The sequence below is a fragment of the Sporosarcina sp. Y352 genome (assembly GCF_056786535.1).
Genome location: NZ_JBXCJE010000005.1, coordinates 109,370 through 132,295 on the forward strand (window position 1 = coordinate 109,370; position 22,926 = coordinate 132,295).

At 41.0% G+C, this 22,926-nt stretch carries 25 protein-coding genes; 4 read left to right on the forward strand and 21 right to left on the reverse strand.

All coding sequences use genetic code 11. From position 1 onward, the window contains the following. Positions 1-18: 18 nt before the first annotated feature. The 11 genes from AC1TO6_RS10285 to AC1TO6_RS10335 form a co-directional block, all read right to left on the reverse strand. Positions 19-1,638, reverse strand: a complete 1,620-nt coding sequence (locus AC1TO6_RS10285; RefSeq protein ID WP_482101518.1) for a YceG family protein — start codon at positions 1,636-1,638, stop codon at positions 19-21. 57 nt (positions 1,639-1,695) lie between these two features. Next, positions 1,696-2,499 (reverse strand): HAD family hydrolase, encoded by an 804-nt coding sequence (locus AC1TO6_RS10290; RefSeq protein WP_482101519.1) that lies wholly within the window; start codon positions 2,497-2,499, stop codon positions 1,696-1,698. Further along, entirely contained in the window at positions 2,496-3,596 is a 1,101-nt protein-coding gene (locus AC1TO6_RS10295; protein WP_482101520.1) for a cysteine protease StiP family protein, read from the reverse strand. The genes AC1TO6_RS10290 and AC1TO6_RS10295 overlap by 4 nt, the downstream gene beginning before the upstream one ends. A gap of 16 nt (positions 3,597-3,612) precedes the next feature. Continuing rightward, positions 3,613-4,989 carry a phosphoribosyltransferase family protein gene (locus AC1TO6_RS10300; RefSeq protein ID WP_482101521.1) on the reverse strand — a complete coding sequence of 459 codons (1,377 nt, stop codon included), beginning with the start codon at positions 4,987-4,989 and terminating at the stop codon, positions 3,613-3,615. Beyond that, positions 4,952-6,130 carry an HpcH/HpaI aldolase/citrate lyase family protein gene (locus tag AC1TO6_RS10305; RefSeq protein ID WP_482101522.1) on the reverse strand — a complete coding sequence of 393 codons (1,179 nt, stop codon included), beginning with the start codon at positions 6,128-6,130 and terminating at the stop codon, positions 4,952-4,954. The genes AC1TO6_RS10300 and AC1TO6_RS10305 overlap by 38 nt, the downstream gene beginning before the upstream one ends. 109 nt (positions 6,131-6,239) lie before the next feature. After that, positions 6,240-6,818, reverse strand: a complete 579-nt coding sequence (locus tag AC1TO6_RS10310; RefSeq protein ID WP_482101523.1) for a TerD family protein — start codon at positions 6,816-6,818, stop codon at positions 6,240-6,242. A 64-nt stretch (positions 6,819-6,882) separates the two neighbouring features. Next, the gene (locus AC1TO6_RS10315; protein ID WP_482101524.1) at positions 6,883-7,461 is read right to left on the reverse strand and encodes a TerD family protein; all 579 of its coding nucleotides are present in this window, start codon (positions 7,459-7,461) and stop codon (positions 6,883-6,885) included. A 31-nt stretch (positions 7,462-7,492) separates the two neighbouring features. Beyond that, positions 7,493-8,104: a TerD family protein gene (locus AC1TO6_RS10320; RefSeq protein ID WP_482101525.1), complete on the reverse strand. Its 612-nt coding sequence runs from the start codon at positions 8,102-8,104 to the stop codon at positions 7,493-7,495. Between the two features lie 230 nt (positions 8,105-8,334). Continuing rightward, a complete protein-coding gene (locus AC1TO6_RS10325; protein ID WP_482101526.1) occupies positions 8,335-8,703 on the reverse strand; it encodes a hypothetical protein in 369 nt (122 codons plus the stop codon). A 144-nt stretch (positions 8,704-8,847) separates the two neighbouring features. Further along, a complete protein-coding gene (locus tag AC1TO6_RS10330) occupies positions 8,848-10,398 on the reverse strand; it encodes a GNAT family N-acetyltransferase (protein WP_482101527.1) in 1,551 nt (516 codons plus the stop codon). 2 nt (positions 10,399-10,400) lie between these two features. After that, on the reverse strand, positions 10,401-11,216 hold the full coding sequence (locus AC1TO6_RS10335; protein ID WP_482101528.1) for a VanW family protein: 816 nt from the start codon (positions 11,214-11,216) through the stop codon (positions 10,401-10,403). Positions 11,217-11,415: 199 nt separating this feature from the next. On the opposite strand from AC1TO6_RS10335, the gene AC1TO6_RS10340 reads away from it, so the two are divergent. The 4 genes from AC1TO6_RS10340 to AC1TO6_RS10355 are packed head-to-tail and all read left to right on the forward strand — an operon-like array spanning position 11,416 to position 13,804. Continuing rightward, complete coding sequence (locus AC1TO6_RS10340; RefSeq protein ID WP_482101529.1) at positions 11,416-12,135, forward strand: ABC transporter ATP-binding protein; 720 nt, start codon at positions 11,416-11,418, stop codon at positions 12,133-12,135. A gap of 12 nt (positions 12,136-12,147) precedes the next feature. Beyond that, positions 12,148-12,891: an ABC transporter permease gene (locus AC1TO6_RS10345; protein ID WP_482101530.1), complete on the forward strand. Its 744-nt coding sequence runs from the start codon at positions 12,148-12,150 to the stop codon at positions 12,889-12,891. Between the two features lie 47 nt (positions 12,892-12,938). Beyond that, a complete protein-coding gene (locus AC1TO6_RS10350) occupies positions 12,939-13,397 on the forward strand; it encodes a LytTR family DNA-binding domain-containing protein (protein WP_482101531.1) in 459 nt (152 codons plus the stop codon). Further along, positions 13,394-13,804, forward strand: a complete 411-nt coding sequence (locus tag AC1TO6_RS10355) for a DUF3021 domain-containing protein (RefSeq protein ID WP_482101532.1) — start codon at positions 13,394-13,396, stop codon at positions 13,802-13,804. Before AC1TO6_RS10350 ends, AC1TO6_RS10355 begins: the two co-directional genes overlap by 4 nt. A 43-nt stretch (positions 13,805-13,847) precedes the next feature. Here AC1TO6_RS10355 and AC1TO6_RS10360 read toward each other — a convergent pair whose 3' ends face one another. The 10 genes from AC1TO6_RS10360 to AC1TO6_RS10405 all read right to left on the reverse strand — a co-directional run bounded on the left by AC1TO6_RS10360 (position 13,848) and on the right by AC1TO6_RS10405 (position 22,918). Continuing rightward, complete coding sequence (locus tag AC1TO6_RS10360) at positions 13,848-14,468, reverse strand: LysE/ArgO family amino acid transporter (RefSeq protein ID WP_482101770.1); 621 nt, start codon at positions 14,466-14,468, stop codon at positions 13,848-13,850. 119 nt (positions 14,469-14,587) lie between these two features. Further along, on the reverse strand, positions 14,588-15,784 hold the full coding sequence (locus AC1TO6_RS10365; protein WP_482101533.1) for a class I SAM-dependent rRNA methyltransferase: 1,197 nt from the start codon (positions 15,782-15,784) through the stop codon (positions 14,588-14,590). A 104-nt stretch (positions 15,785-15,888) separates the two neighbouring features. Then, positions 15,889-17,955, reverse strand: coding sequence for a DUF2339 domain-containing protein (locus AC1TO6_RS10370; protein ID WP_482101534.1), 2,067 nt, complete (start codon positions 17,953-17,955; stop codon positions 15,889-15,891). A 106-nt stretch (positions 17,956-18,061) separates the two neighbouring features. Beyond that, the gene (locus tag AC1TO6_RS10375) at positions 18,062-18,664 is read right to left on the reverse strand and encodes a hypothetical protein (RefSeq protein ID WP_482101535.1); all 603 of its coding nucleotides are present in this window, start codon (positions 18,662-18,664) and stop codon (positions 18,062-18,064) included. Positions 18,665-18,889: 225 nt separating this feature from the next. Next, positions 18,890-19,330 (reverse strand): hypothetical protein, encoded by a 441-nt coding sequence (locus AC1TO6_RS10380; protein ID WP_482101536.1) that lies wholly within the window; start codon positions 19,328-19,330, stop codon positions 18,890-18,892. A 2-nt stretch (positions 19,331-19,332) separates the two neighbouring features. Further along, a complete protein-coding gene (locus AC1TO6_RS10385; protein ID WP_482101537.1) occupies positions 19,333-19,530 on the reverse strand; it encodes a helix-turn-helix transcriptional regulator in 198 nt (65 codons plus the stop codon). A gap of 145 nt (positions 19,531-19,675) precedes the next feature. Further along, positions 19,676-20,398, reverse strand: a complete 723-nt coding sequence (locus tag AC1TO6_RS10390; RefSeq protein WP_482101538.1) for a MerR family transcriptional regulator — start codon at positions 20,396-20,398, stop codon at positions 19,676-19,678. A 75-nt stretch (positions 20,399-20,473) separates the two neighbouring features. Next, positions 20,474-21,280 (reverse strand): hypothetical protein, encoded by an 807-nt coding sequence (locus AC1TO6_RS10395; RefSeq protein ID WP_482101539.1) that lies wholly within the window; start codon positions 21,278-21,280, stop codon positions 20,474-20,476. A 146-nt stretch (positions 21,281-21,426) separates the two neighbouring features. Continuing rightward, complete coding sequence (locus tag AC1TO6_RS10400; RefSeq protein ID WP_482101540.1) at positions 21,427-21,846, reverse strand: GyrI-like domain-containing protein; 420 nt, start codon at positions 21,844-21,846, stop codon at positions 21,427-21,429. Between the two features lie 58 nt (positions 21,847-21,904). Continuing rightward, positions 21,905-22,918, reverse strand: a complete 1,014-nt coding sequence (locus AC1TO6_RS10405; RefSeq protein ID WP_482101541.1) for an STAS domain-containing protein — start codon at positions 22,916-22,918, stop codon at positions 21,905-21,907. Positions 22,919-22,926 lie beyond the last annotated feature (8 nt).

Below are 22,926 nucleotides of genomic sequence, written 5' to 3' on the forward strand. Positions count from 1 at the left end.
CGATGACAATCAATCCCTTCATTTAAAAAATCGATTTAAAAAACCGCTTACAATTGAAAAATCCTTTTTACTCTCCTGATAGTGTAAATCGAATACCATATCTTCCAGCAAATGATGGTCAAAATACTCTTTCTCGATAAAGTGCTCTAGATCATTGTGACCAGGAGGATTGTATAATATAATATCAAGTCCAAATTCATTTACTAGTATTAATAATGCTGCATCCGCTCTTGATAATACGCCGTTAATTTCATTATTATATAAAACTATTTTCGGAATTTCCTGCGCATAATCAAACGTCTGTAATAGATTGGGCAGTTCTTCCGAAAGGTTTATGGCCTGGGTGAATAAGTAGAGAGAAACTTGTTCCTGACTTTCCCCTGCGAGTGCCTTCAATTTAGGATTGGCACACATACGCGCAATTGCTGCCGCGAGTCCTAGTTGAACGCCATCATGAAGATAACCATATTGCCACCAGTTGCTCTTCATCATTAGTTCCGGACTTAAACGACCGTCTTTGCCAAGTGCATGCTGGTAATGGTATTGGTTGTTCGCTTTTTTGTCCTGCATAAAAGGGAACTTTTTTACGATTATGCAATTGGGTTGACTTGTGAGGTTATGCATTTTATCCCAATACTCTTTGCGATTTGTCGAAACGCCCGAAACCTTCGCGAATAGCGATGGAATCTTTACTTCGTTCCCGCTGGCCGAGAAGTTAGGTCTTATAAAAGCCTTTTCCTTCGCCAATAAAAAAATCTCATCGTATGTTGTTTTCAATGTGACTGACATGGGGAGATAATTGCGGAACTGCCACGGCTTATAATAGGCGGACCCTTCGTGGTGAAGCACATGATCAATTTCTTTTGAAGCACGATATGCGACAGTCCCTTGCCGTTTCGGCTCTTCTTGTGGGAAAGGCTGGATCGTCATCGTTGTCGGGTATGCTGTAAAAACAGACCATTTGTTTTCCGGATCAATCTCTTTAAAATCGTCTTTTCCTTCAGGATGAAGTATGACAACATCCATCCCCAATAAAATTATATAAAACAGAAAATACATCTGACTTTTGTTCATATCCCCGTACCAGATAATATGTGGGACATCCTTTTCAATCGGCGTTCCCTTCACCCATGGATCGATGTGGTTCCACGTCCATTTGATAATATCGAGGAAAACGCGTCGAAATTCAGGATGCTGAAATGCACCTGAATGATTTTCTTTAAATCGTTCGAAAACGCCAATAAGCGCTGAGCGGATTAACCTGTTGAAATCATGATTTTTCCCGTATTTCGGGAGCAGTTGCGCACCATCCAAAAAGGCGACAAACCGGTTGATCGATAGATTCGGTTTTTCCTGGATCAGATCGTAAATGCGTTGGATTGCTTGAAAGCGTTCCGACGGCATTGTTTTATCGAGTGTTTCAGATAATACAAACACGCCATTTGCTTGACTCGCTGTGTATAATTCAATCATATACTCTGTTTCATCGAACCCTGATCCGACAATACGCGCAGCTATTTGACTGTATTGTACACTGTCTTCTTCAACTTTATAATTAGGGCGGTCGGGTATCGACTTACTCAGTTCGGTCGCCCAATTCGAATACTCCACCTTCTCAAGTACCAGTTTCCTAATCATCTCCACTCCCCCCAATCACCTATTTTTATGCGTCGGAAGGGGCTAAGTTAGATGTCGTCAACGGATGTCAGGGATAGATTGGAAACGCTTCGAAAGAATTGTTTCAATGATTTCCTCCGATGCCAAAACTCCTGATTTTTGTGTCAGTCCAAGATGACCAAAATTAACTGCCGCTTCCCCGTGCCGTGGTATCAGACCGAATTTAGCCTGTTCAATCAAGCAGACGTCAAGATTGGAATCGCCCGCTGTAAAGACCGTCTTCTTTCCTTCTATCTCCGCAACATAGTTTACTGCATCCCATTTATTGATAAATGATGGAATGAAGTAAACCTTTCTGCCTTGAACAGAAAAGATCCAACCATACTCAGCTGCCCACTGTGATAAATTCTTGATGCGTTCAGGAGAGAGCGGCGGTTTGATAATCATGTATACAAAAAAACGATCTACCACGTGAATCATTTCCGTCTGTGAAGCACCCGGAGTCTCTTCTATCTTCCGCTTTACATCTTCTACAGAAGCCATACTTCCATCTATTTTAGCACGGACATAGTCCTGCCATTGCAAATCTATATTTCCATCCTTTAGCACTACTGCGCCATTACTTGTAATCGCATATGTAGGACGGATTTCTTCACGAAATAGCGAGATTCGATTATACTGCTCAGCAGTTCTTGTCGTTACAGGAACAAACATCATTTCCTCAGACAGTTCGCGTAGGAGTGTAATCGCTTTTTCCGTCATAAACGAAACTTCTTTTCCATTATATACTTCGACACATCGAACAGGTACACTCACAGGATGCCTGTCGAGGCGCCGGTTCGAATAAATAAGCGTCCCGTCTAAATCACTTGCAAACATCATAATTTTTTCTCCAAGGGTTTGATAAGTCCACAACAAGTATAAGTCATCTGTTCATAAACCTCCACGGGAACATCCCTTTCTTTTGCTAATTGGAAAATATGTTTGAGCCGAGAGTCGTTCAAATCCTTCACTAATATCTTCCACGGCAAGCGCCGTAAAAGGACACGCGTCGTCTCTCCAACGCCAGGTTTGATAAGATTCATATCTTCAATTCCAAAGTGCTTTTGAATCGATGTAACTGTTTCTAGCCCTAGCCACGTCGGGGTCATGTCTGTGTTCTGCAAAGCTGCTTTCGTCGCTTCGATTAACTTCCCTACTGTTGCAAATTCCGCTGTGATCTCATCAATATAATAATTCGATACATCTTTATCACGAAGTTCCGAATAGACTTTCGCTCCATGAAAATCCGTCTCACCAATCCAATGACTGTTCAGTACCGTTCTACTAATTAGACCAGACACCGTAGAATTCAAACAAGCACTTGGGATTAGATAATCTTCCCGCGTTCCATATAGGGAGGAACAGTTACCGGGATCCGCCAAGACGACAAGTTCATCATCAAGCGTGACGCCATGTTTTTCTCTGAACGCTTCCACAGACCGTGTCAACTCTTTGGAAATTGCTCCTTTACCGGTCCATCCGTCGACAAAGATAATTTGTTTATCTGGATGGCGATTCGTAATAGAGAGCAACGCATTTTCATCGATGCCGCGCCCACGGATGATTGACACGCAATAATGAGGTAAATCCACTTTGTATTTCATCTGTATATAACGCTTCATCAGAATGCCGATTGGCGTCCCGGCCCTCGCAAGGGAAACGAGAACAAGTTCCTTACCCTTTTTCTCAACAAGTAGTTCCGAAATTGTACCTACCTCTGAAGCCACTTGCCGTTTTGAAGCTTGAAGTGACTCGTAAAACAGATCTAAATAAGCTGCTGTCGGTTCATATTCAACCGGTAACATTTCTGAATAATGAACTCCACCTTGAATAGCTTTTTCTCGTTCATCCAGACTTTTTTCTAAATTCACATCTGAAAGGTCTTTCAATAGAAAAACGACATCTTCAGATGAATAACTCCCCGTCAGTATCTGCATCTTCTACTCACACCTTTCAAGTGAAGTCTACGACATGGATTGCAGGTATTCCTTCGAACTGGCTCAACATCGGTTCAAGTCTATTGTCATCCATCGGACGTTCAAAAAACAAGAACACTTCATCGTATTCCATGTCGGATACATTATACGCATAGTTCATAACTGCTGGATCTTCGGGACTTTCGAAAGCCATCCGGTTTTTTATCGGATAGCCTTCCCTGTCTATCGGGTAAATCGGGCTCCTCGTCGTTGAATGATAAGTTACACCCTCACCCATGTAAACAGCGGTTTTCATAGGAATATGCATGAATTCACCTGTACCAAGACATAGCGTCCTCTTACCTGTTCTGTGTTTTCTCAAATACTTTCCTGCACTTTGACAATAGTCCTCAATTTCCTGTTTGTTGCTTGATGAAATACCGAACCTCCCAGTCAGAGCTGAATAATAGGGTCCGATTTTAAATCCAGAGGAATCCATTGATGAATGCATAATGTGAGGAAGTGGAACGGACAATGGCTGCAGACTGATTCGCTCAAAATTGGGTGTTCCACTAAGCGATTCACCAACAACATCGGTACTCTCATTTAAATCGGGTGTTCCTTCGACTTGAATTGTTCCCGTCATTAACGCATACGTCGTGATGCGAATGCCATGCAACTTCTCAAAATCCTTCAAACGCTGCTGATCTTCTTCACTCCGCCAGTCCAGAAGGGATAATATCGTATATTCCTTACGTGGAAAACGCTTTTGAATGGATGCAATGATATTCAAAGCTGTATTACCTGTTGTAATCTCATCGTCCACGAGACAAATTGGTTGATCATTTTTCAAAGACTGCTCTGGGGCATAGCAACGCTGGTCTGTAGCGTGTGAATGTTCTTCTTCAAAGTAGAGGGTCACGTCTTGATCGACAAGCATTTCCCTTGTCGAATGAATGTAGACAGAGTCTGAAAAACAGTCAAAAACGCCATGACCGAGGGCCGTCGCCGTTTCCGCAAAACCGATAAAAATAACTGGCTCATCTAGTTTGCAGCGCAATTTTCGAACAACCTCATAGGCAGTTTGTAAAATTTCAGGAGAGCCATCCTTCATCGCTTCGATTAACTGTTCTTTTCCAGGCATTTGCTTAGCTGTCTTACCTTCATAATAAATGGATGCCAGCAATGCCGATGCAATCAATGGCACTTGAGGAGGGATAGGGATGTGCTTTCCAAGTACTTTGCTGACGAACAAAAAAGATCGCTTTTTATTAATTCGCGCGGCCATCTCATATAACGTTTCCGCCGGAAGTCCGAATGGATTTTGTTCAATTTGTACATGTACCTTCATGGAATCGCACACTTCATGCGTGTATTTATTCGGATAATAAATCGATGAATGTGATGTTTTCATTATACACCCCGTATATATCAGACTTAATCAATACTTTTTGTGCCCAGTATAAATGGGGCTTAATCTCATTCATTTTGTTCATAAATTCACTTTTAAAAACACCTTTTTCGCCAGTCGCCTGCTGAAAGATACCAAGCGCATCTGTATACTCTTCCTTTGTCACGACATACAATGCTTGGACAGGCAAGAGATGCGTAGGATGAATGATGGTTTTTCCAACTAAACCATTTGCTTTATCCAATAGGGTTTCTTGAATTAATCCGTCAAAGTCCTTTCGAATCAGTTCTTTTCTGAGCAAAAGCCCTTCCGAACCAAAGTTGGCTTGAAACGGTGTCGCACGTAACTGCGGTTTCAAGATGCGGCCATTTGAAGAAAAGTGTTCCCAGACAGGGCCTGATACGACGAATCCATCATGTTGTCTGGAAAACAAGTTAACAATATCTGTAATCAGTTCATTGACAATGGAAATCTCATAGACAGTCGTCTCACTATCCCTCCTCAACCCGTAAAGCCCACATAAATCGGTTGCCCCGATACGGATATTCAGAATGAAATCAGCATATCGATCGACTATCTCTTTTAACTTTAACAACTCGTCCAGTCGACGCTCCTTGTAAAGGACACTCGGTGATTCAAGAATTGGCATACCATATAGAACCGTATTTGCTTGCTCATTCAGCAAACGAAGTGCTGATAAGAAGTCTTCCGCATTTTCTGATGAAAACTTAGGAAACACGAAGCCTACAAGGTTTTCAAGTGAATCACCGAGCCGTTCCGCTATGTCTACCATCTGTTTTGCACTTCTCACCCGGACAAAAATAAGCGGAGTTGTTTCTTCCGTAAGTCGACCGTCCTGAATTGCAGCACTAATCGATTGCATATGAAGGATCAGCTTATTCTCAGCCTCTTCGACTTCATGATCCCCTATCGCATCTTCAAGACAGATGGCTATTGTGACAAGTTCTTTAAATTTGTTCGTAATAATGAGGTCAGCAATATCCAACCTTGTTGCAGGCATATACAACATTGCACCGAGACTGTATGACAGCCGTTGCTTATCGGTATGCTTCGTAACCGTCGCCGGCTGACGATAGAATAAATCGTCCACGCTTACAGCCGCTAAGTCATTAAAATACTTCAATTAGAGCACCAACCTTATTTATTTAGGGTAAAGAAAAAAGAAGGTACAAGCCTTCTTCCTCTTTTTATATTAAGTCATCCTACGCTGGTTCATAGTCGTGACCATGAAATTATACGTCTAGACCATAGTTCCGACAAAGCGCTCCCAGACCTCCGGAGAATCCACTGGCGACCGCATTGAACTTCCATTCATTCTGATGCCTATAAAGCTCACAAAAAACAACTGCTGTCTCTATCGAGAAATCTTCTCCCAAATCAAAACGAAGCAATTCTTCTCCCGTAGCTTCATCCGCTAGACGAACAAAAGCATTCGTCACCTGCCCAAAGTTCTGGTTTCGCGCGTCTGCATCATGAACTGTAACCGTAATACCTATGCGGTCAACATAAGCAGGGATTTTTGAAAAATCAACAATTACCTGCTCGTCATCGCCATCCCCTTCGCCCGTCCGGTTGTCGCCTGTATGAATAATGGCGCCACTTGGATGCTTAAGGTTATTGTAGAAGATGAAATCATGATCATTCTGGCAACGATTGTTTACATCCACAAGAAACGCAGAAGTATCCAAATCAAACTCCTTGGCGCCAGTATATTTATTTGTGTCCCAACCAAGCCCTATTACCCCTCTTACAAGACCCGGGTTCGACTTTGTTAAATCAATTTTTTGTCCCTTTGATAAACTAATCGCCATTTGATTCACTCCTGTCCATCATAATTGAACGAAGAAGCCCTATAACAAACGTCATCTATTATGATTAAGCCTGAAGTCCATAATCCTTAACAAGTGAAGCTAGACCACCCTGATAGCCACTGCCAATTGCACTGAACTTCCATTCACTACCATGTCTATACAATTCACCAACAACAACAGCTGTTTCAATAGAGAAATCCTCTCCAAGATCATAGCGGATCAACTCTTCACGGTTTGCATCGTTGACGATTCGTACATAGCTATTTGAAACCTGTCCGAAGTTCTGATTGCGCGTCTCTGAATCATGAATCGTAATCGTGAATGCAATTTTTTCAACTGTAGCTGGTACATTTGCAAGATTGATATTGACTTGTTCATCGTCTCCATCACCTTCACCAGTTAAGTTATCGCCCGCATGAACCACGGAACCGTTTCCACCTTCAAGATTATTGAAAAAGATGAAATCCTTTTCGTCTCCACATTTGCCCGTTGCGTTTAATAAGAATATAGACGAATCGAGGTCAAAATCTTTCCCGCCGTCATATTTATTCGTGTCCCAGCCTAAGCCGATTGTTATGTTTGTTAGTCCTGGATTACTTTTCGTTAAATCGATTTTTTGCCCTTTGCTTAATGAAATAGCCATTTAAGTCATCCTCTTTTCTATTTTTTATATTTTATGAATATCTTTTAACCATATCTGCCAGTCCTGCGTCTGAAGATCCTGAACCAACCGCGCCAAACTTCCATTCACTGCCACTGCGGTAAATTTCCCCTACAGTTAAGCTTGTGGATCCTGCATAATTTTCGGACAAGTTGAATTTTAATAATTCCTCGTTATTCGAAGAATTTAGGACGCGGATAAATGCGTTTTCCACTTGACCAAAGTCTTGCTTACGTTTTACACAATCGTAAATGTTGACAACAAACACAAGCTTATTAACATTCGCGGGAACTTTTTTCAAGTCAACAACCACTTGCTCATCGTCTCCATCGCCCTGTCCTGTAGTATTATCGCCTGTATGTACTACGCTACCACAGTTACTTTTCATATTACCAAAGTACACCAAGTTTTCTTTACCTAGAAACTTGTCGTCTTGAAGCATTATGACAGAAGCGTCAATATCCATATTAGAACCGCCGCTATTACCGCCGCCGAAAAGTCCGCCAAGTAATCCCCCGGATTTTTTCTGAATCGGATCCCAACCAAGTCCAACAACAATCTTCTCAAGGCCAGGATGACCTTTTGTCAAATCAATTTTTTGTCCTTTTTGTAAGATAATCGCCAAATTAATCACTCCTTCGTTTAATGGAAATCCCCATTATTATGCTGTAACAACTTCATTATTCATTTTACTACATCTGACACTGGACTACCAAAACAACGGCTATTTATAAGGATTTTCTTCTTCTGTGAACCGTGGAAGGAGAATAGTTAACATCGAGCGAACTCAATCCTCTCCTACTAGTAGGACGGTCGGTCATATAATTAGTTTCTTGGATTCCCTTAGTTTTCCACTCAGCTGCTCATTTCAAACACATCAAAGACATTTTTGGTAAAGACGAGTGAAATGACTTTTCCTTCTTTTTCATAGAAGTGGATATTCCCTTTTCGCTCATCTTCAAGCTCGGTCCAACCCCACTTTTTAATTTCCTCCAAGTAATGTCTCGGAGGTTCTCCCTGTTCCCCGCCGATAGCCTTCAACTTGTACTTGGCCGATTTCGCAATTTCTGTTGTGCACGCTTCAGGTTTCAGCTCACTTGCATTTTTAGGAACCGGAAAACCCTGGTTAATGACCGCCATGCGATAGCCTTCTTCTGCGCTATATACATTCGAACAGCCCGCTATCACACCAACAATGAAAAGAAGCATGATTATCCGTTTCACAGCGTCATCTCCTCTACAAAAAGTTCACCATATATTATAACCATTTTACTTAAGGGGTAGAGACTTGTCACGGGACATATTTATGACAAGTACGTCTATTCTGTTAATTCCCCACAACTGATGTCACGGGTGTTCTCGGCTTAATCATAAAAGAGTCATCGAAAACCTGATCATATCTCGGCACTGAATACCATTTTCGAAAATTTCATCCTCGTAGTTGTCCGTGAAAAAGTCTTTGATAATAGCCTCCATACGAAATCCGCATTTCTGGTAAAATGCCAATTGACCGATGCTGGAATTACCCGTTCCCACTTCAAGCGTTTCACAGCCTAGCATCTTTGCAGTCAGGATTGCATCACGGATTAGCTTCTGCCCAACCCCTTGACCCCGCTTTTGTTCATCTACTGCGATATTGATAATTTCCATCGTTGTATCACTCAACTTGACTAGCACATAGACACCGATGATTTTATTCTCTTCTTCAGCAACACGGCACTCACCATTGGCAATATATCTTTCTATCAGTTCCCACGATGGATCGGCAAAGAGAAGAAGGTCCATCGGTGGCGCCTCATGCTTACTCAATTTTCTAAATTTCATCCTTGGACCACCATCAAATTTATCGACTTTACGTTTTCCCATCAGCCAACTATCCCGAAATTCCCCTTCATGCAGCTCATTTGCTGGCAGTAATTTCACCTTTTCAAAGCCGCATTTTTCATAACAATGTATTGCCCTTACGTTCCATATTTGTGGGTCCATTACAATCCGGTCCGCACCTTTTTCTTCAAGTAAGTACTTCACCATCGCTTGGACGAGCTCCGTTCCGATGCCTTTGTTCCAATAAGCTGACTCTCCTATGAACTGGTCCATGCCATAGATCAGCTCCGCCGAATCGCCAAAGCCATAGACTTCTCTCTCATCTCCGTCAACTATGTAAAACTGGACATAACCGATTGGAATTCCGCTAAGTTCAACCAGGCATCTAGTCACATTCTCTTCAGTTTCAAAAAATTGCTGTTCCACTTTTTCAAGATTAAATGGATTGTCGCGTCCTTCATAGTATTGTAGGATTTCTGGATCTGAAAGCCATTTCGAGAGAAGTACCTTATCAACTCTTTCCAATTCTCGAACTTGCAAATTTCCCTCATTAATAATGAATGGCCTGGTTTTTTTCCTGCCTATCACATCTTCGACAAAGCATAATTTCCCTTCAGTATACAAACTTTCATTATCCGGATACGTTGCAGCCAATTCTTTCTTCAACGTTTCATATTGTTTCGCAACGTAGGGATGTTCATTTAAATAATCCCTGAAGAATGTATGTTTCTGCCACCAATCGCCGCCATATTCTACAATATGAAGGACATGCGTTTTTGTCAGATCCTCTAGGTTTGTAAACTTAGCGTAAACAACTTTCCCCTCTAATTCCACACGACCAAGATGGTAATAACCGGCTTCTTTCAATCTCCTTTTATCAAATTTCGCTACATCATCCATTGATCGAACACCGACAAGAATATCTAGAATCGGCTTCGCGGCAATTCCTTTGATGGCAGTACTTCCCATATGTTCGATATCCACCACTTGCATTCCAATGGCCTCGCTTAATAATTCTTTTTCCTCAATGAACTTTTCTTCCCAGTCAGTAGCATGCGCTACTAATCTGACTTCACCTTTGTTCAGTCCTAACATTTTCAACACTCCTCATTTGACAAAAATGGTTCATACATCGTAATCGCATGGTTTTCTGTAATGAATTCGTCATCGATGAGTTCGCCGTTCAAGTTGTACGCCTTCCTGTAAATCGTATTATGGCGCACATAGCCACCCCATGATTCACGCGTGAAACTGTGGTCTTTTTCGTACACTTTGTAGGTACGATTCGCCACCGTGGACGCACGCCATTCACCGACGAGGGAAGTGTCCGTCAGATAGATAATCAGTTGATACAATTCACTCGTTTCGTTCTTGAGTTGTAAATCAAGATAGTTATAGGCACATGTAGCACCACTGCCGAACGGCTGATTTCGTTTCGAATCGGGGAAGACGTCGTAACTGTGGCGGTAGCGTTCAGTAAGTGTAAGCGGTGTGTGAAGCGTCATCCAATATATCAAATTTGACAACTGACATAGACCCCCACCAACACCGGTCGTCACTTGCCCGTAATGCAATATCATTCCTTCGACGTACCCTTTGCGCTTCGTCGTATTTCCTATCAGGCGCCAATAGGAAAATGTTTGTCCTGGCTGGAGTATAATTCCGTTCAATCGTTTTGCTGCTATCTTCAAATTCTTAATTTTATTGGTTTGTAATTCCATCTCGACATCTTTCAGTTGACGAAGTAGCGGCGTTCGGTGTTGGAAAATAACATGGTTCAATTTCTCCACTGACCGCTTCATTGCATACTTTTTCCCGTCCATATACCACTCTGAATACCGTTTCAACCGATACACTTTCTTCCCGAAAAATATACGTATCTTACTGCGCTTTTTCGGCTTCAATGAATTCATCCACTTCATCCCCTCTTCATTACTTATTCTCTATTTAAATAGCTATGTCCTTTGGATTTTCTCAAAAACCGAATGCATTTCATCCTTATTTTACTGCAAGTCACCTTCAATTTGTTGCCAGTCACCGAAATCCCGCAGACAATAAGGCCCTTTCATCATACACTTTGATTACAAAGAATTTTCAGACGGAGGTATTGCAATGACAATTATCAAGGTTAGCAATTTAAAAAAGGCTTACGGAGCAAATGCTGTTTTAAAAGGTTTGGATTTTCAAGCACAAGAAGGTGAAATCATCGGGGTTATCGGGAAGAACGGGGCCGGTAAATCTACATTTCTTGAAATCATTATGACGATTAAACAATATGACGCCGGAACAGTGTACGTTTTCAATGAAGATATAAAGGCACTCTCAACTAACAAGCTGGAACGAGTTCGAAAACAAATATCCGTTGTACTGCAGCCGACACAGTTCTATCAGACACTGAAGGTGCAGGAGCTGCTGCGGTTATTTAAAGCGTATTACAAATCGCCCATCGACATTGAAACAATCATTGCCGATTTCAAGTTACAACCACATCGTAAAAAGTATTTCGATAAACTTTCCGGCGGTTGGAAACAGATTGTGAGCTTGGCCATCGCTTTTTTATCGCAACCCAAGCTCCTAATTTTGGATGAACCAACGACAGGGCTTGATCCACATATGCGCAATATTTTATGGACGTACATTACCGATTATAACAATCGTACGGGCGGGACGGTCATTTTAACGACACATAATATGGATGAAATTGAATTGTATTGCGATAAGGTGATGCTTATTGATAATGGAGTCAATGAAATTTTCGATACAACAGAAGGTATTTTAGCAACAGGCTATACATCCGTCAATGCATTTTATCTTGATAAAGTATCCATATAAGGGGGAGAAAATATGTTAGTGACACAGTTAAAGTACGACTTACTCATGTTTTCAAGGGAATTGTTTTATTTGGTTTTCACGATTATCGTGCCGCCAGTAACGTACATTTTCCTGGGGCAATTGTATGGAGATCAGACATACGCAGGTAACTTGAGTTATGCACAAACGTATACACCATCGTTTATTTTACTAATAACATTCACCACCGTATTTTTTGCTTTCGGGTTCGACCAAGTGACGCATCGTGCAACGGGTGTCGAAAAGCGAATCAGACTCTCACCTGTTTCTAAAAATACACTTTTGCTATCCAGTATCGTTCGCTCCATCATAATTACAAGTTTCGGTTACCTATTCATTTATGCAATCGGTATGCTTGTGTATGATTTGCAGTTCCATATATTGAATTTCATCACAGCCTATGGATTTTTCATCGTATTCAATGCCGCTCTTCTCCTAATTGCTTCTTCCATTTACGCTTTTTTCAACGAGGTGAAAAGTGCTTTGGTATTCTCCATTGTCATTTTCCAAGTTGTCATCTTCACTGGAGGATTTACGCTTCCAATCAGTATGATGCCGAAATTCATCCAAGTCATTGCCGATTTCAATCCGCTCTATCATATGAATACGTTGTTCATTGCCATTTGGAATGACCGACTTATTTTTGACAGCGGCACGCTCATTTCCTTCGCCTATATTTGTTGTCTGGCCATTACCGCTTTGTTCGTTGTCCGTTTTTCAACAAAAAGACGCATTTGACAGACTTGTGTAAACAGATAAACTATTGTCGAGAGGGGTGTCTCGCAATGAAAGTATCATTGAACATTGATCGTGATTACGAAGAAACCAAAGTGACGATTGAATGCCCGGAACTGGACGATTCCGTGCAAGAAATTCTTGATTTTATCAAAGGTCAGGATACGGATTTTCTTGTTGGTAGAGACGGCGATATGCAGCACATTTTAAAGCCGGGTGATATCCATTATTTCCATACTGAAAAAGACAGTGTTGTCGCCGTAACTACTGCCGGTTCCTTTAAATTAAAAGAAAAGTTATATGAACTAGAAGCTATACTTCCTTCGACTAAATTCGTACGGCTATCCAAATCAGTTATTGCCAATCTCCATGAAATGAGCCGTTTTGAAGCTTCATTTAACGGAACATTATGTCTGTATTTCAAGTCGGGGGCAAAGGAATATGTTTCTAGGACATACGTCAATTCCATTAAAGATTCCTTGAAAATGAACAGGAGGAAAAGCGAATGAAAACCTTCTTATACAGAAGCATAATCGGTGTTTTCTTCGGTGCATTCATCGCTGTGATTCTGACCAATTCAGTTGTGTTATTCAGTGATATAGATATGCTGGACGGACAATTATTCTTGAAAAACTCGCTCGGCTCCATTTTCTGCGGCTGGTTTTTCACAGTCACGCCACTCTTTTTTGAAAATGTCGATTTACGATTGTCCCAACAAACCGCGCTGCATTTTGTGACAGTGGTAATTCTGTATTTCGTTCTTGCATTTGGAATCGGTTGGGTTCCATTTACATTAAAAAGCTTTTTACTCGCATTGGGATTATTCATTGTATCCTACTCAGTATTTTGGACTTCTTTCTATCTGTATTTCAGAAGCCAGGCGAAGAAGTTGAATGCGGAACTCAATGAGCTTTGATTCCACGTGAAAAGCCGTATCTGGTCATGACCAGTACGGCTTTTTATATCATATTTCCGACCAATCTGATTGCCATATACACAGCGATTCCCCAGACGACTAAAGCAGAGATTTTATTCAACAACGCCATCAGCTTGCCTGTCGAATCCAGCTTCCCGAAATAGCGCCCGGCTGTTGCAAGCCCGAAAAACCAAAGCCATGAAACGATGATTGTCGTCAGCGTGAATGCCATTCGTACATTCCCCGCGTAATTTAGTGAACTTGACCCGATAACTCCAATCGTGTCGAGGATTGCATGAGGATTCATTAAAGATACCGACGCTGCAAAGATGATTTGTTTCTTAGTTGAAAACCGCTCTCCATCTACCTTCATCGACATCGCGTCACTTCTCCATAAAACAAAACCTATATAGAGTAAAAAAAGAATTCCAATACTAAAAACAACATTTTCCAACCAGGCAAACGTCAATACTAGAAGTGAAACGCCTGATACCGCCGCCACAATCAAGAGCGTGTCACAAATCCCCGCTGTGACGACAACCGGCATGGCCCTCATAAATGTAGGTTGCAACGCTCCCTGATTGAATACGAACACATTTTGGACGCCTAACGGTACAATCAAGCCGAATGCCAGAATGATTCCGTGTAAAATCGCCTCAGACACATTCCCACCCCATTCAATCTCTACCATTTATCTATTCTCGATTGACAGGCTTTATCCTCTTTTTTCGAATGCGAAAAGCCGTACCAAATTAACTTCGGCACGGCTTCTCTATTCTCAACTTATTTCGTTTTCTGTATAATGACGACTTTCAAATAGTTGAATTCTGGGTAATCACGGTTGGTCCGGAAATCTTTTGGCAATGTCGATTCCTCAAGAATTTTGTACCTAGACCCTGCTTCATTGAATGCCTGTTCGATGAACGTTTTGAATTTCTTCATACCGAAACTCGCGTTGTTCGTCGACGCAACAATGATACCATTTTTCTCGGTAACCGCAATTGCTTCCATTAGCAATGCTGGATAGTCTTGCGCAGTACTGAACGTATATTTTTTAGTACGGGCAAAGCTTGGTGGATCTAGAATAACTAGATCGAACTTCAAATCATTTCGTTTTGCATAACGGAAATAATCGAAGACGTCCATTATTTTAATATCCTGTTGTTCATAATCGATCCCGTTTACACTGAACTGCTCAATCGTTTTTGCATTGCTGCGCTTCGCCAGGTCGACGTTTGTCGTCTTCATCGCGCCACCAAGGACTGCCGCAACAGAGAATGCACCTGTATACGAGAACGTATTTAAGACATTTCTACCCTCAGAATACTTGTCACGAATCGCTTTACGCATATCACGCTGATCAAGGAAAATCCCAGTCATTGCACCGTCATTCAAGTTGACCGCGAAATTCATGCCATTTTCTTTGACGATAATCGGGAAATCGCCTTGCTCTCCTTTAACGAAATCATCCTGTTCAATGTATCCGCCTTTGGTATCATAGCGCTTCTTCTCATAAATCCCTTTGTAATCAATGATTTTATCGAACACGCTGTAAACATGATGCTTAAGTGAATAAATTCCTTCACTATACCAGCTCACCATAAAGTAGCCGTCGAAATAATCGATTGTCAGACCGCCGATACCGTCGCCTTCTCCATTGAATACGCGGAAAGCTGTCGTATAGGCATCCGCGAATAACGCTTCACGTCTCGCAAGTGCTGCTGCGATTCTCGATTCGAAAAAGTCGAAATCAATTTCTTCTTCCTCTTTTCTCGTGAGTACCCAACCAAGGCCTTTGTTTTGCAAACCGTAATACCCTTTTGCAACAAATCGACGGTCTTTATCCACTAATCGAACAATCGTGCCTTCCGTTGTCAGCACACTGGAATTAATAATCGCATCTTTTAAAATTAGCGGATAGCCTTTTTTGAAATCTGCAATATTTCTTGCATTTACTTGTAAATCGACTGTTTTTGTCATATTGTCATCCTTACTTCACTGTTTTCCTTATTATCGCACGTTTTAACAGGAATTGCGACAAACGCACAATACATCGTAAGTAATGTCGAAACCCGTTTTGCTTACTAGTCCTTCAATAACGTTCTGGAATAAAGCAGCCCAACAACGCCAATGACAATAAACAAAATCGCGCGGACTAGAATGGAAATACTCGACAAATCTACGATGAAAAGCTTGAGTACACAAACAACCAGGAGTACAGCACCGAAGACTTTAACATATTTCCAATTCAATTTCCCCCCTAGACTTATCGACAGGAATGCAAATGCGAATAGTAGGAACGTATGCGCGAATAAAACATAATCTAAATCCCACTCATAAGCATTCGTGAATGCAAAATACCATTTATTTATGAAGATCAAATAAATAACTTGCATAAAAACAGCTAGCTGCGGTGTCTCAAACTTCAGCTCTTTTAGAGTTAAATAGAAACGCTCCCTTATAATTGCCCGAATCATAACCGTTAAGGTCGCTCCATAAGCTAGCTGCACGAAGAAGTTAAACAAAAACTCGCCTTGGTTATAAAAAGAACCTAAACCTTGAAGCAGCATTCCTAAACTTGCTACTAGAAATAGAATGACTGTTGCATGGGTCAAGTACAGGCCCTTACTCCATTTATAGACGTTATACATAGCGATTAGCACCACAAGCAACACAAATCTTTGAATATGAACGCCTGTTTCAAACGATACATAAGCATTCGCCAACCCTAACTTTGTCAGTCCATAAATATACAGAAGAACAAACACTTGAGCGATGATCAAACTTTTATCAATCAATATCGTATTCCCTTTTAAAATAGATGGTTCAAATCGGTATAGCGAATAAAATATCCAACCGATTGTCCCGATAAAAATAAGCCAAACTGCATGTTCCATAGACCAAAATCCAATTATTTGTATCGATGTCAGAACTACAGGTATCGTGAAAAAGTAAACTACTGAACCTGTAAAAATTGTCCGAAGCGTGTCATAACGTAAACCGCCCCCTATTCCAATCGCCCCAGTTAATAGGAGCAACATTAACACAACACGTTCATCTTCCATTTTGAAGGATAGGATGAAAACAGTGACCGCAAGTACCGCAACTGCGGATAGAATTCCACGCAACACATGGTCCTTCTTCCAAAATGTGTACACTGCAAGCGCAATATATAATGTTGCCAACATGCCATACACAACGACTTCCTGCATTTGGTCAAGCAGCTTTATCCAGCCCATCGTAAATACAAAATTGGAGTAAAGGAGTGCTTCTGAGAAAACATCTCTTGAAATACGTTCTTTAAAATAAAAGAATAGAATCCCACCATGCTGAATGAGCGCCGTCACGACTAGTACCGACGCATCCCCATTTATACCTTCAAGAAGCGTGAAAGCCAGTAGCGTTACATGAAATAAGAAGAATGTTACATAAAAGCTATACTTTTGTTTTTGACTAAGGGATACATAAAACAGTGATAAAAATAATAATAGGATGTATGAACAGAATTGTACGGCAGTAGCACCCTCCCCTTCCAACAAAAACGGAAGTAAAAAACCTGCTATTCCCGAAAAAATTGTTAGCGTTTCTGATTTCGTCTTTCTCGACAAAATCAGTCCTGCAATGATATATGCCACGCCTATTGTAAATGCGATAGTAAAGTTTAGATAACCATATAATAGATGTGCCGCAAATGTGGTCAAGATCCCAAGGCCGATAAAACCGCCAAGCAATGTTAGACCAAACCCTATTTTCCCACCATTGTAGTAGCGCATCCCAAGAAAGTAGAGCAAAATCGTTCCTGTGTAACCCATGCCGACTCGCACTGGATTGGTGATAAATCCATTATCCATTCCAACTTTCAGTCCCCATAAGACACCAAGCAGTAAAATAAACATAAATACACGCGGAAGCCAGTTGCTTAATGCTTTCTCAAGATTGAACTCTTTCCTAACTTTCTGCTGAATCGGAACTTCATCCTGAATTGGTTGCTCAGGCAGGCGTTCCATTATGGATGCCAAATGAACTTTTTTCACTTTCTCCGTAGCGTAACTTGTTGCGGGTTTCATGTCCTCCAGTTGCTGTTTTAACGAGTCTACTTCCCCTTCTAAATCAGAGACTCTTTTTAGAATACCCTTCAGCTCTTCATCCAACTCAATCACTCCTTTCTCAGATAGTAGTTTCATAGAAAAAATTGAATTAGAAAAAGAGAGCCACTCCCGTTAGAAAGAAGTGCTCTCATATTAAATACATGCTTATTTAGGCAAGCAATCGGAACGCCAAACTTTTCCACATTCCCACACGGATAGGTGCTCTCTCCCGCTCCTGCTGACCTCTCGTCTGATTCAAATAGGTTTGTAAATCGCCTTCAAACACACGTTCCAAACAAGGGAGCTGTGAGAAATGATGTGGTTGTACTAAACTTGGTGCGATACTGAACATTTGTAAATTGCCTTCATTTACAACCATCGCGACGAATTGCGAACAGAAAAATGCATGCTCCCGCTGAATTCCTTTGTTTACGGCAACACCAAATAATCCGATAAAATTATATTTATAAAGTTCTTTTTCCTGTTCAATCAAAAGGATTTTATCGAGCATACGTGTATAGTCCTCCGTTGTGACTTCACAACGATAAACTGCACATGTTGCTTGGCGGAATATCCCTTCTGTTGCGCATTCTTTTACAAACCCTCCAACGAAAGGATTATGTGGCTGTTTGCGCCCAAAACTGTACATTTCAATCAGCTCATTATCGAATGCAATCGATGTATGATTTAACTCTTTCCCCGTGTACATCCCAATCGCTTTTGACAGCAGGGTTCCTGTGTCAGTCAGCACGATATAGATGAATTTCTTCACTGTACCCAACCCCTTGCCGTTCTCTTATATCCATTATGTGCATTTCGGTCAGCAAATAAAACCGGCCGCGGATGGAAACTGTCTACGACCCGGGACCTACAGGGGTAACGGTAATTCAAGACAGTTAAGGATTTTTTTATACCTATTATCTATTATACGTTGAAACGAGCGATGGAGTTTCATCTATTTTAATCATTCGGTTTCCGAAGCAATTAACAATTAACATTAATTACTGCTCAATACTCGTTTGTCAGCAAATTTCCTTGCAATCATCGCGATGGTGATTGAGCCTGTAAAACCTAACATGAACAGTACTCCTGCGCCATTTGCAAGTTTCCCATCTTCAATGATAACGAAGAATCCATGATAGATTGAAGTGACAACCGTATAAAGATTCACCAAGGTAATTAGTAGAAATACTGCAATGTAAAATCCGGGATACTTTTCTTTTTTACTAAAATAGGCATTTTTCCAAATGGATCGTATTGCAAAATAGATACTGGGAATATAAAGCAATACCAACGACTCCATCAGCGGCTCCGCCCATATGTAGGTCATTTTCACAAATCCATTAATGAAAACCAACAGCGTTATGATGATTAGTGTTTCAAACGCTATTTTATTCCGGTTGTTCACCTGATATTCATCATATCTGTCATTTTTCACACTCATTCCTCCCAAAAGAGATCGTCCAATTTTTTGTCCAACACTTTACAGATGGCTAAGCAGAGCTTTAGAGATGGGTTATACTCGCCGCTCTCAATGGCATTCATCGTCTGTCGAGTAATACCAATTGCTTCTGCTACATCCTTTTGTGACATATCCATTGCTGCTCGTGCAGCCTTAATTCGCAAATTTTTCGACATGGCCACGCTCCTATTACTTTAATTATAGATATACATATATAGGGTGTCAATTATAAATGACATTAGGTAACTTATATATTACACATTTACTACATAAAAAAGCAGCGAGAACAAATTGCTCCCGCTGTACTTACTGTATTGATTTTTATTTATCCTCAGCAAACGTTGCCATTGCATCCCTCATAAACACCGCAAGCCCTTCGCCAAACTGGTCGATATTCTTTGTGAACCTTTCATCCGCAACATACATTTCACCAAGACCTTGGAATGCTTCCAAAGAATAGCTTCCCATCTTATTCAAAAACTTAAACCATTCATCAATACCAGCCTGCGCTTCATCAGAAGATGGATTAATATGACGTATTTTCGCCAAGCTGAAGTAAATACGGTTCATTTCCTCACCTAACTCCGGTCCAAACTGTGCAACTTTTTTATTCGATTCATCAACCGCCTCGTCGCCCCAGCGGTCCCTTGCTTCTTGTTCATATGGATTCTTACTGAAATCAAACCCTTTAAATTTCTCTTCGTTCGTCATTGCTACTTCCCCTCTCCCATGTTGAATTGTCTTCTCAATCGTATTGATCATACTGTCAAGCTGCTTTCGTTTCTCGAGGAGCATTGTACGCTGCATTTCAAAGGCTTCCTGACGACTAAACGCGGGACTCGTGAGCAGTTCCTTGATTTTCTTTAAAGAGAAGCCAAGTTCGCGAAAGAACAGAATTTGCTGCAACGTCGCCATAGTTTCGTCCGAGTAAAGCCGGTACCCTGCTTCTGTCGTACAATCCGGCGTTAACAAACCGATGTCATCATAATGATGAAGTGTGCGCACACTAACACCGGTCAACTGCGATACTTCTTTCACTTTCATCGCTTCAAGCCCCCCTACAAAACTAACTATAAAGTATGACGTAACGTCAGAGTCAACACATAAAAGAGAATTAAATTACCCTTTGAGCCACAAGAAAAATATCATCGTATAGGCCAGCTTTTCATCCGAAGAAATGTGTGACCCGAACTGAACATACTCATGATGGGCATCACTTTGAAAAACCGGTCTCATTGTATAAGGGAAAATACCAAAGCGGTATTTAGCCGTCATACGTCCCTCGTCATCTTCTACATCGATGTCTCCCGCAATTGCTTTTGCTTCAAGCTCTCGCCAAACCGAACCATCCGCATGATACAAAATTCCTTGATTTTTGAGTTTTGCTGTCCAATGGTTCTGTATGTAAGTGGCCATTACTGTACCATCTGGTTCGTTTAAGGTAAGTTCGTCACGCTTTAGATTACTCCGGATTGTAATTGTTGCTAGCAGTTGTCCGTTCATATCTACGATGTCATAATGCACCGGAATGATAAACCCCTTCTCAAATAGTTCGAAAAATGTAAGCCATCTTAACAATTGACCTTTGGATGGTTCAATGACAAACAGTGGATTGCCATTTGAATCGACGTTATACATTTTAAGCAAAAAAGAAGGAATTCGCTCAAGAATCAGCTCGTTTAATCCCTCCAAGTTCAACGTGCTTTCTGGTATGTTCCTTGTTTCTTTGACTAATTTCTCATGCACACCTTTGAAATGGAACCCTGCTCCAATTGAAAACAATGCAGCCAAACCGGTTATGATTAATACATCTCCATTTTCCCTGAAACTTGTATAACCGATGAAATAATATAAAATGCAAAAAATAGCGGTCCCTATCCCAATGATCAAACTAGAAATCCATGTCCTTCTATAAATCTCTTTCACTTTGTACGTCACCGCCCCTTCTATTCATAGTGCTGGGTCGAGTTACCAGTTGTCAACTGAAATTCAAAATATTACAAAATAAAAAAAGAGATTCCCAGCACACGCCGAAATCTCTTCTATATACAATTCTTTATCTGTCCACACTTTCACTCAATCGGTAGCCAAACTTCAATGTCATACCCGGTCGATCCTTTAGGATGAATATATCGTTCAAAGCTGAAACAATTTCGCAGTTGAATACCGTCTGTTTTCATTAAGTTGTTAAACGCGGTTGGTATCGCGGAAACTCCACCTTCCACCTTGGCAACAATAAACTTGCCAGCTGGAACTACAGCTACTTCTGTGTTCAGAAAACCTTCAGCAAGATGAGATTTGACGCCAGCAAGATAGTGGATTTCTCCACCTTTCATCGACAGGCAAAGTCCGAATGATTCTTCTGCCAAGACACCTTGCTCCGCAATTTCCGCATTCAACACATCCCATTTACCCGGAATTTCTGATAGCGGCCCTTTCAGTTCGTAGCCTGTCACCATGAATTCCTCGACTTCAACAATACGTGTCTCCATACGCTCAACGCCCCCTACCTATATTCTTGAATTGAACTTACCTTCTTAACAAAGTAACTCAGATTATTCTTCTTCCTAGTTGGCCTAATGAATAGTGAATCCCATGTTGAAGCGTTTGGAAACAATCAATTTCAGATAAATCTACGCCTGATTGGATGATGGCGAAGCTTAATTGCGGAGAAATTCCTACGAGAACCGTTTCCGTTCCAATCAGTCTTGCAGTAGCTACAATCTTTTCGATAAGGCTTGCCGTATAATGACTAATTTCTTTATGAAGTCCCGTTAAGTCCAAAATAAGGTATTTTACTTTATATGAAGGTAAATTAGTTAATACTCTCTCAACTAATGCTTCAGCACGATCTTCGTCATAACGTCCGATAAGAGGCACTACGACGACTCCCTCATGAACAGGTATAATTGGTGAAGAAATCTCTTTTACAAGTTCTGTCAGATCACGCGTTTTATCTTCTACCAAGGCTTCCAATTGTAAAATCGCATCGGATTCCTTCTTTCTGGATAGCTGATGAATATTACTATTCACAGTCACGTCAGACTCAAAATACGCTACTTCCGTGTATTCATGTCCTTCTAATTGATAGTGAATCACTTTATACCACATATTCGTGTTAAATGTAGTGCTAAAGATACCTGCAAAGTGAGCTGGAATAAAGTTACTCCCCACCTTCTTACCTTGCGCTGTATTTATTTGATGCTCCCAACTATTTTTAAATTTTGCGGTCAGCGTTTTCGATTCGAGGTTCAAGTTTTCAATTATTGTTTGACCCCATCCTGCAGCGGCATATGTATTCGTAATCAATGCTGATGCCTCTTCAATACTTACATCCATCTTTTTCTGAAAGTATTCCCCGACCCCGACGCCTTGTCGATAGCCTGTAGTCTCAAAAACTAAACTGGACGCTTCTTCACCTGAGATTTCTTCGATCGTGTCGAAAAATGATCTCATGGCTGTCGGAATCCAAAAAACTATGGAATCTACCTCCTCATACATGAACCGTCCACTATCAAGATCCCACTTAAAATTAAGTCCGCCTACATTTTGCTTTGTTTCCATTTATGAAA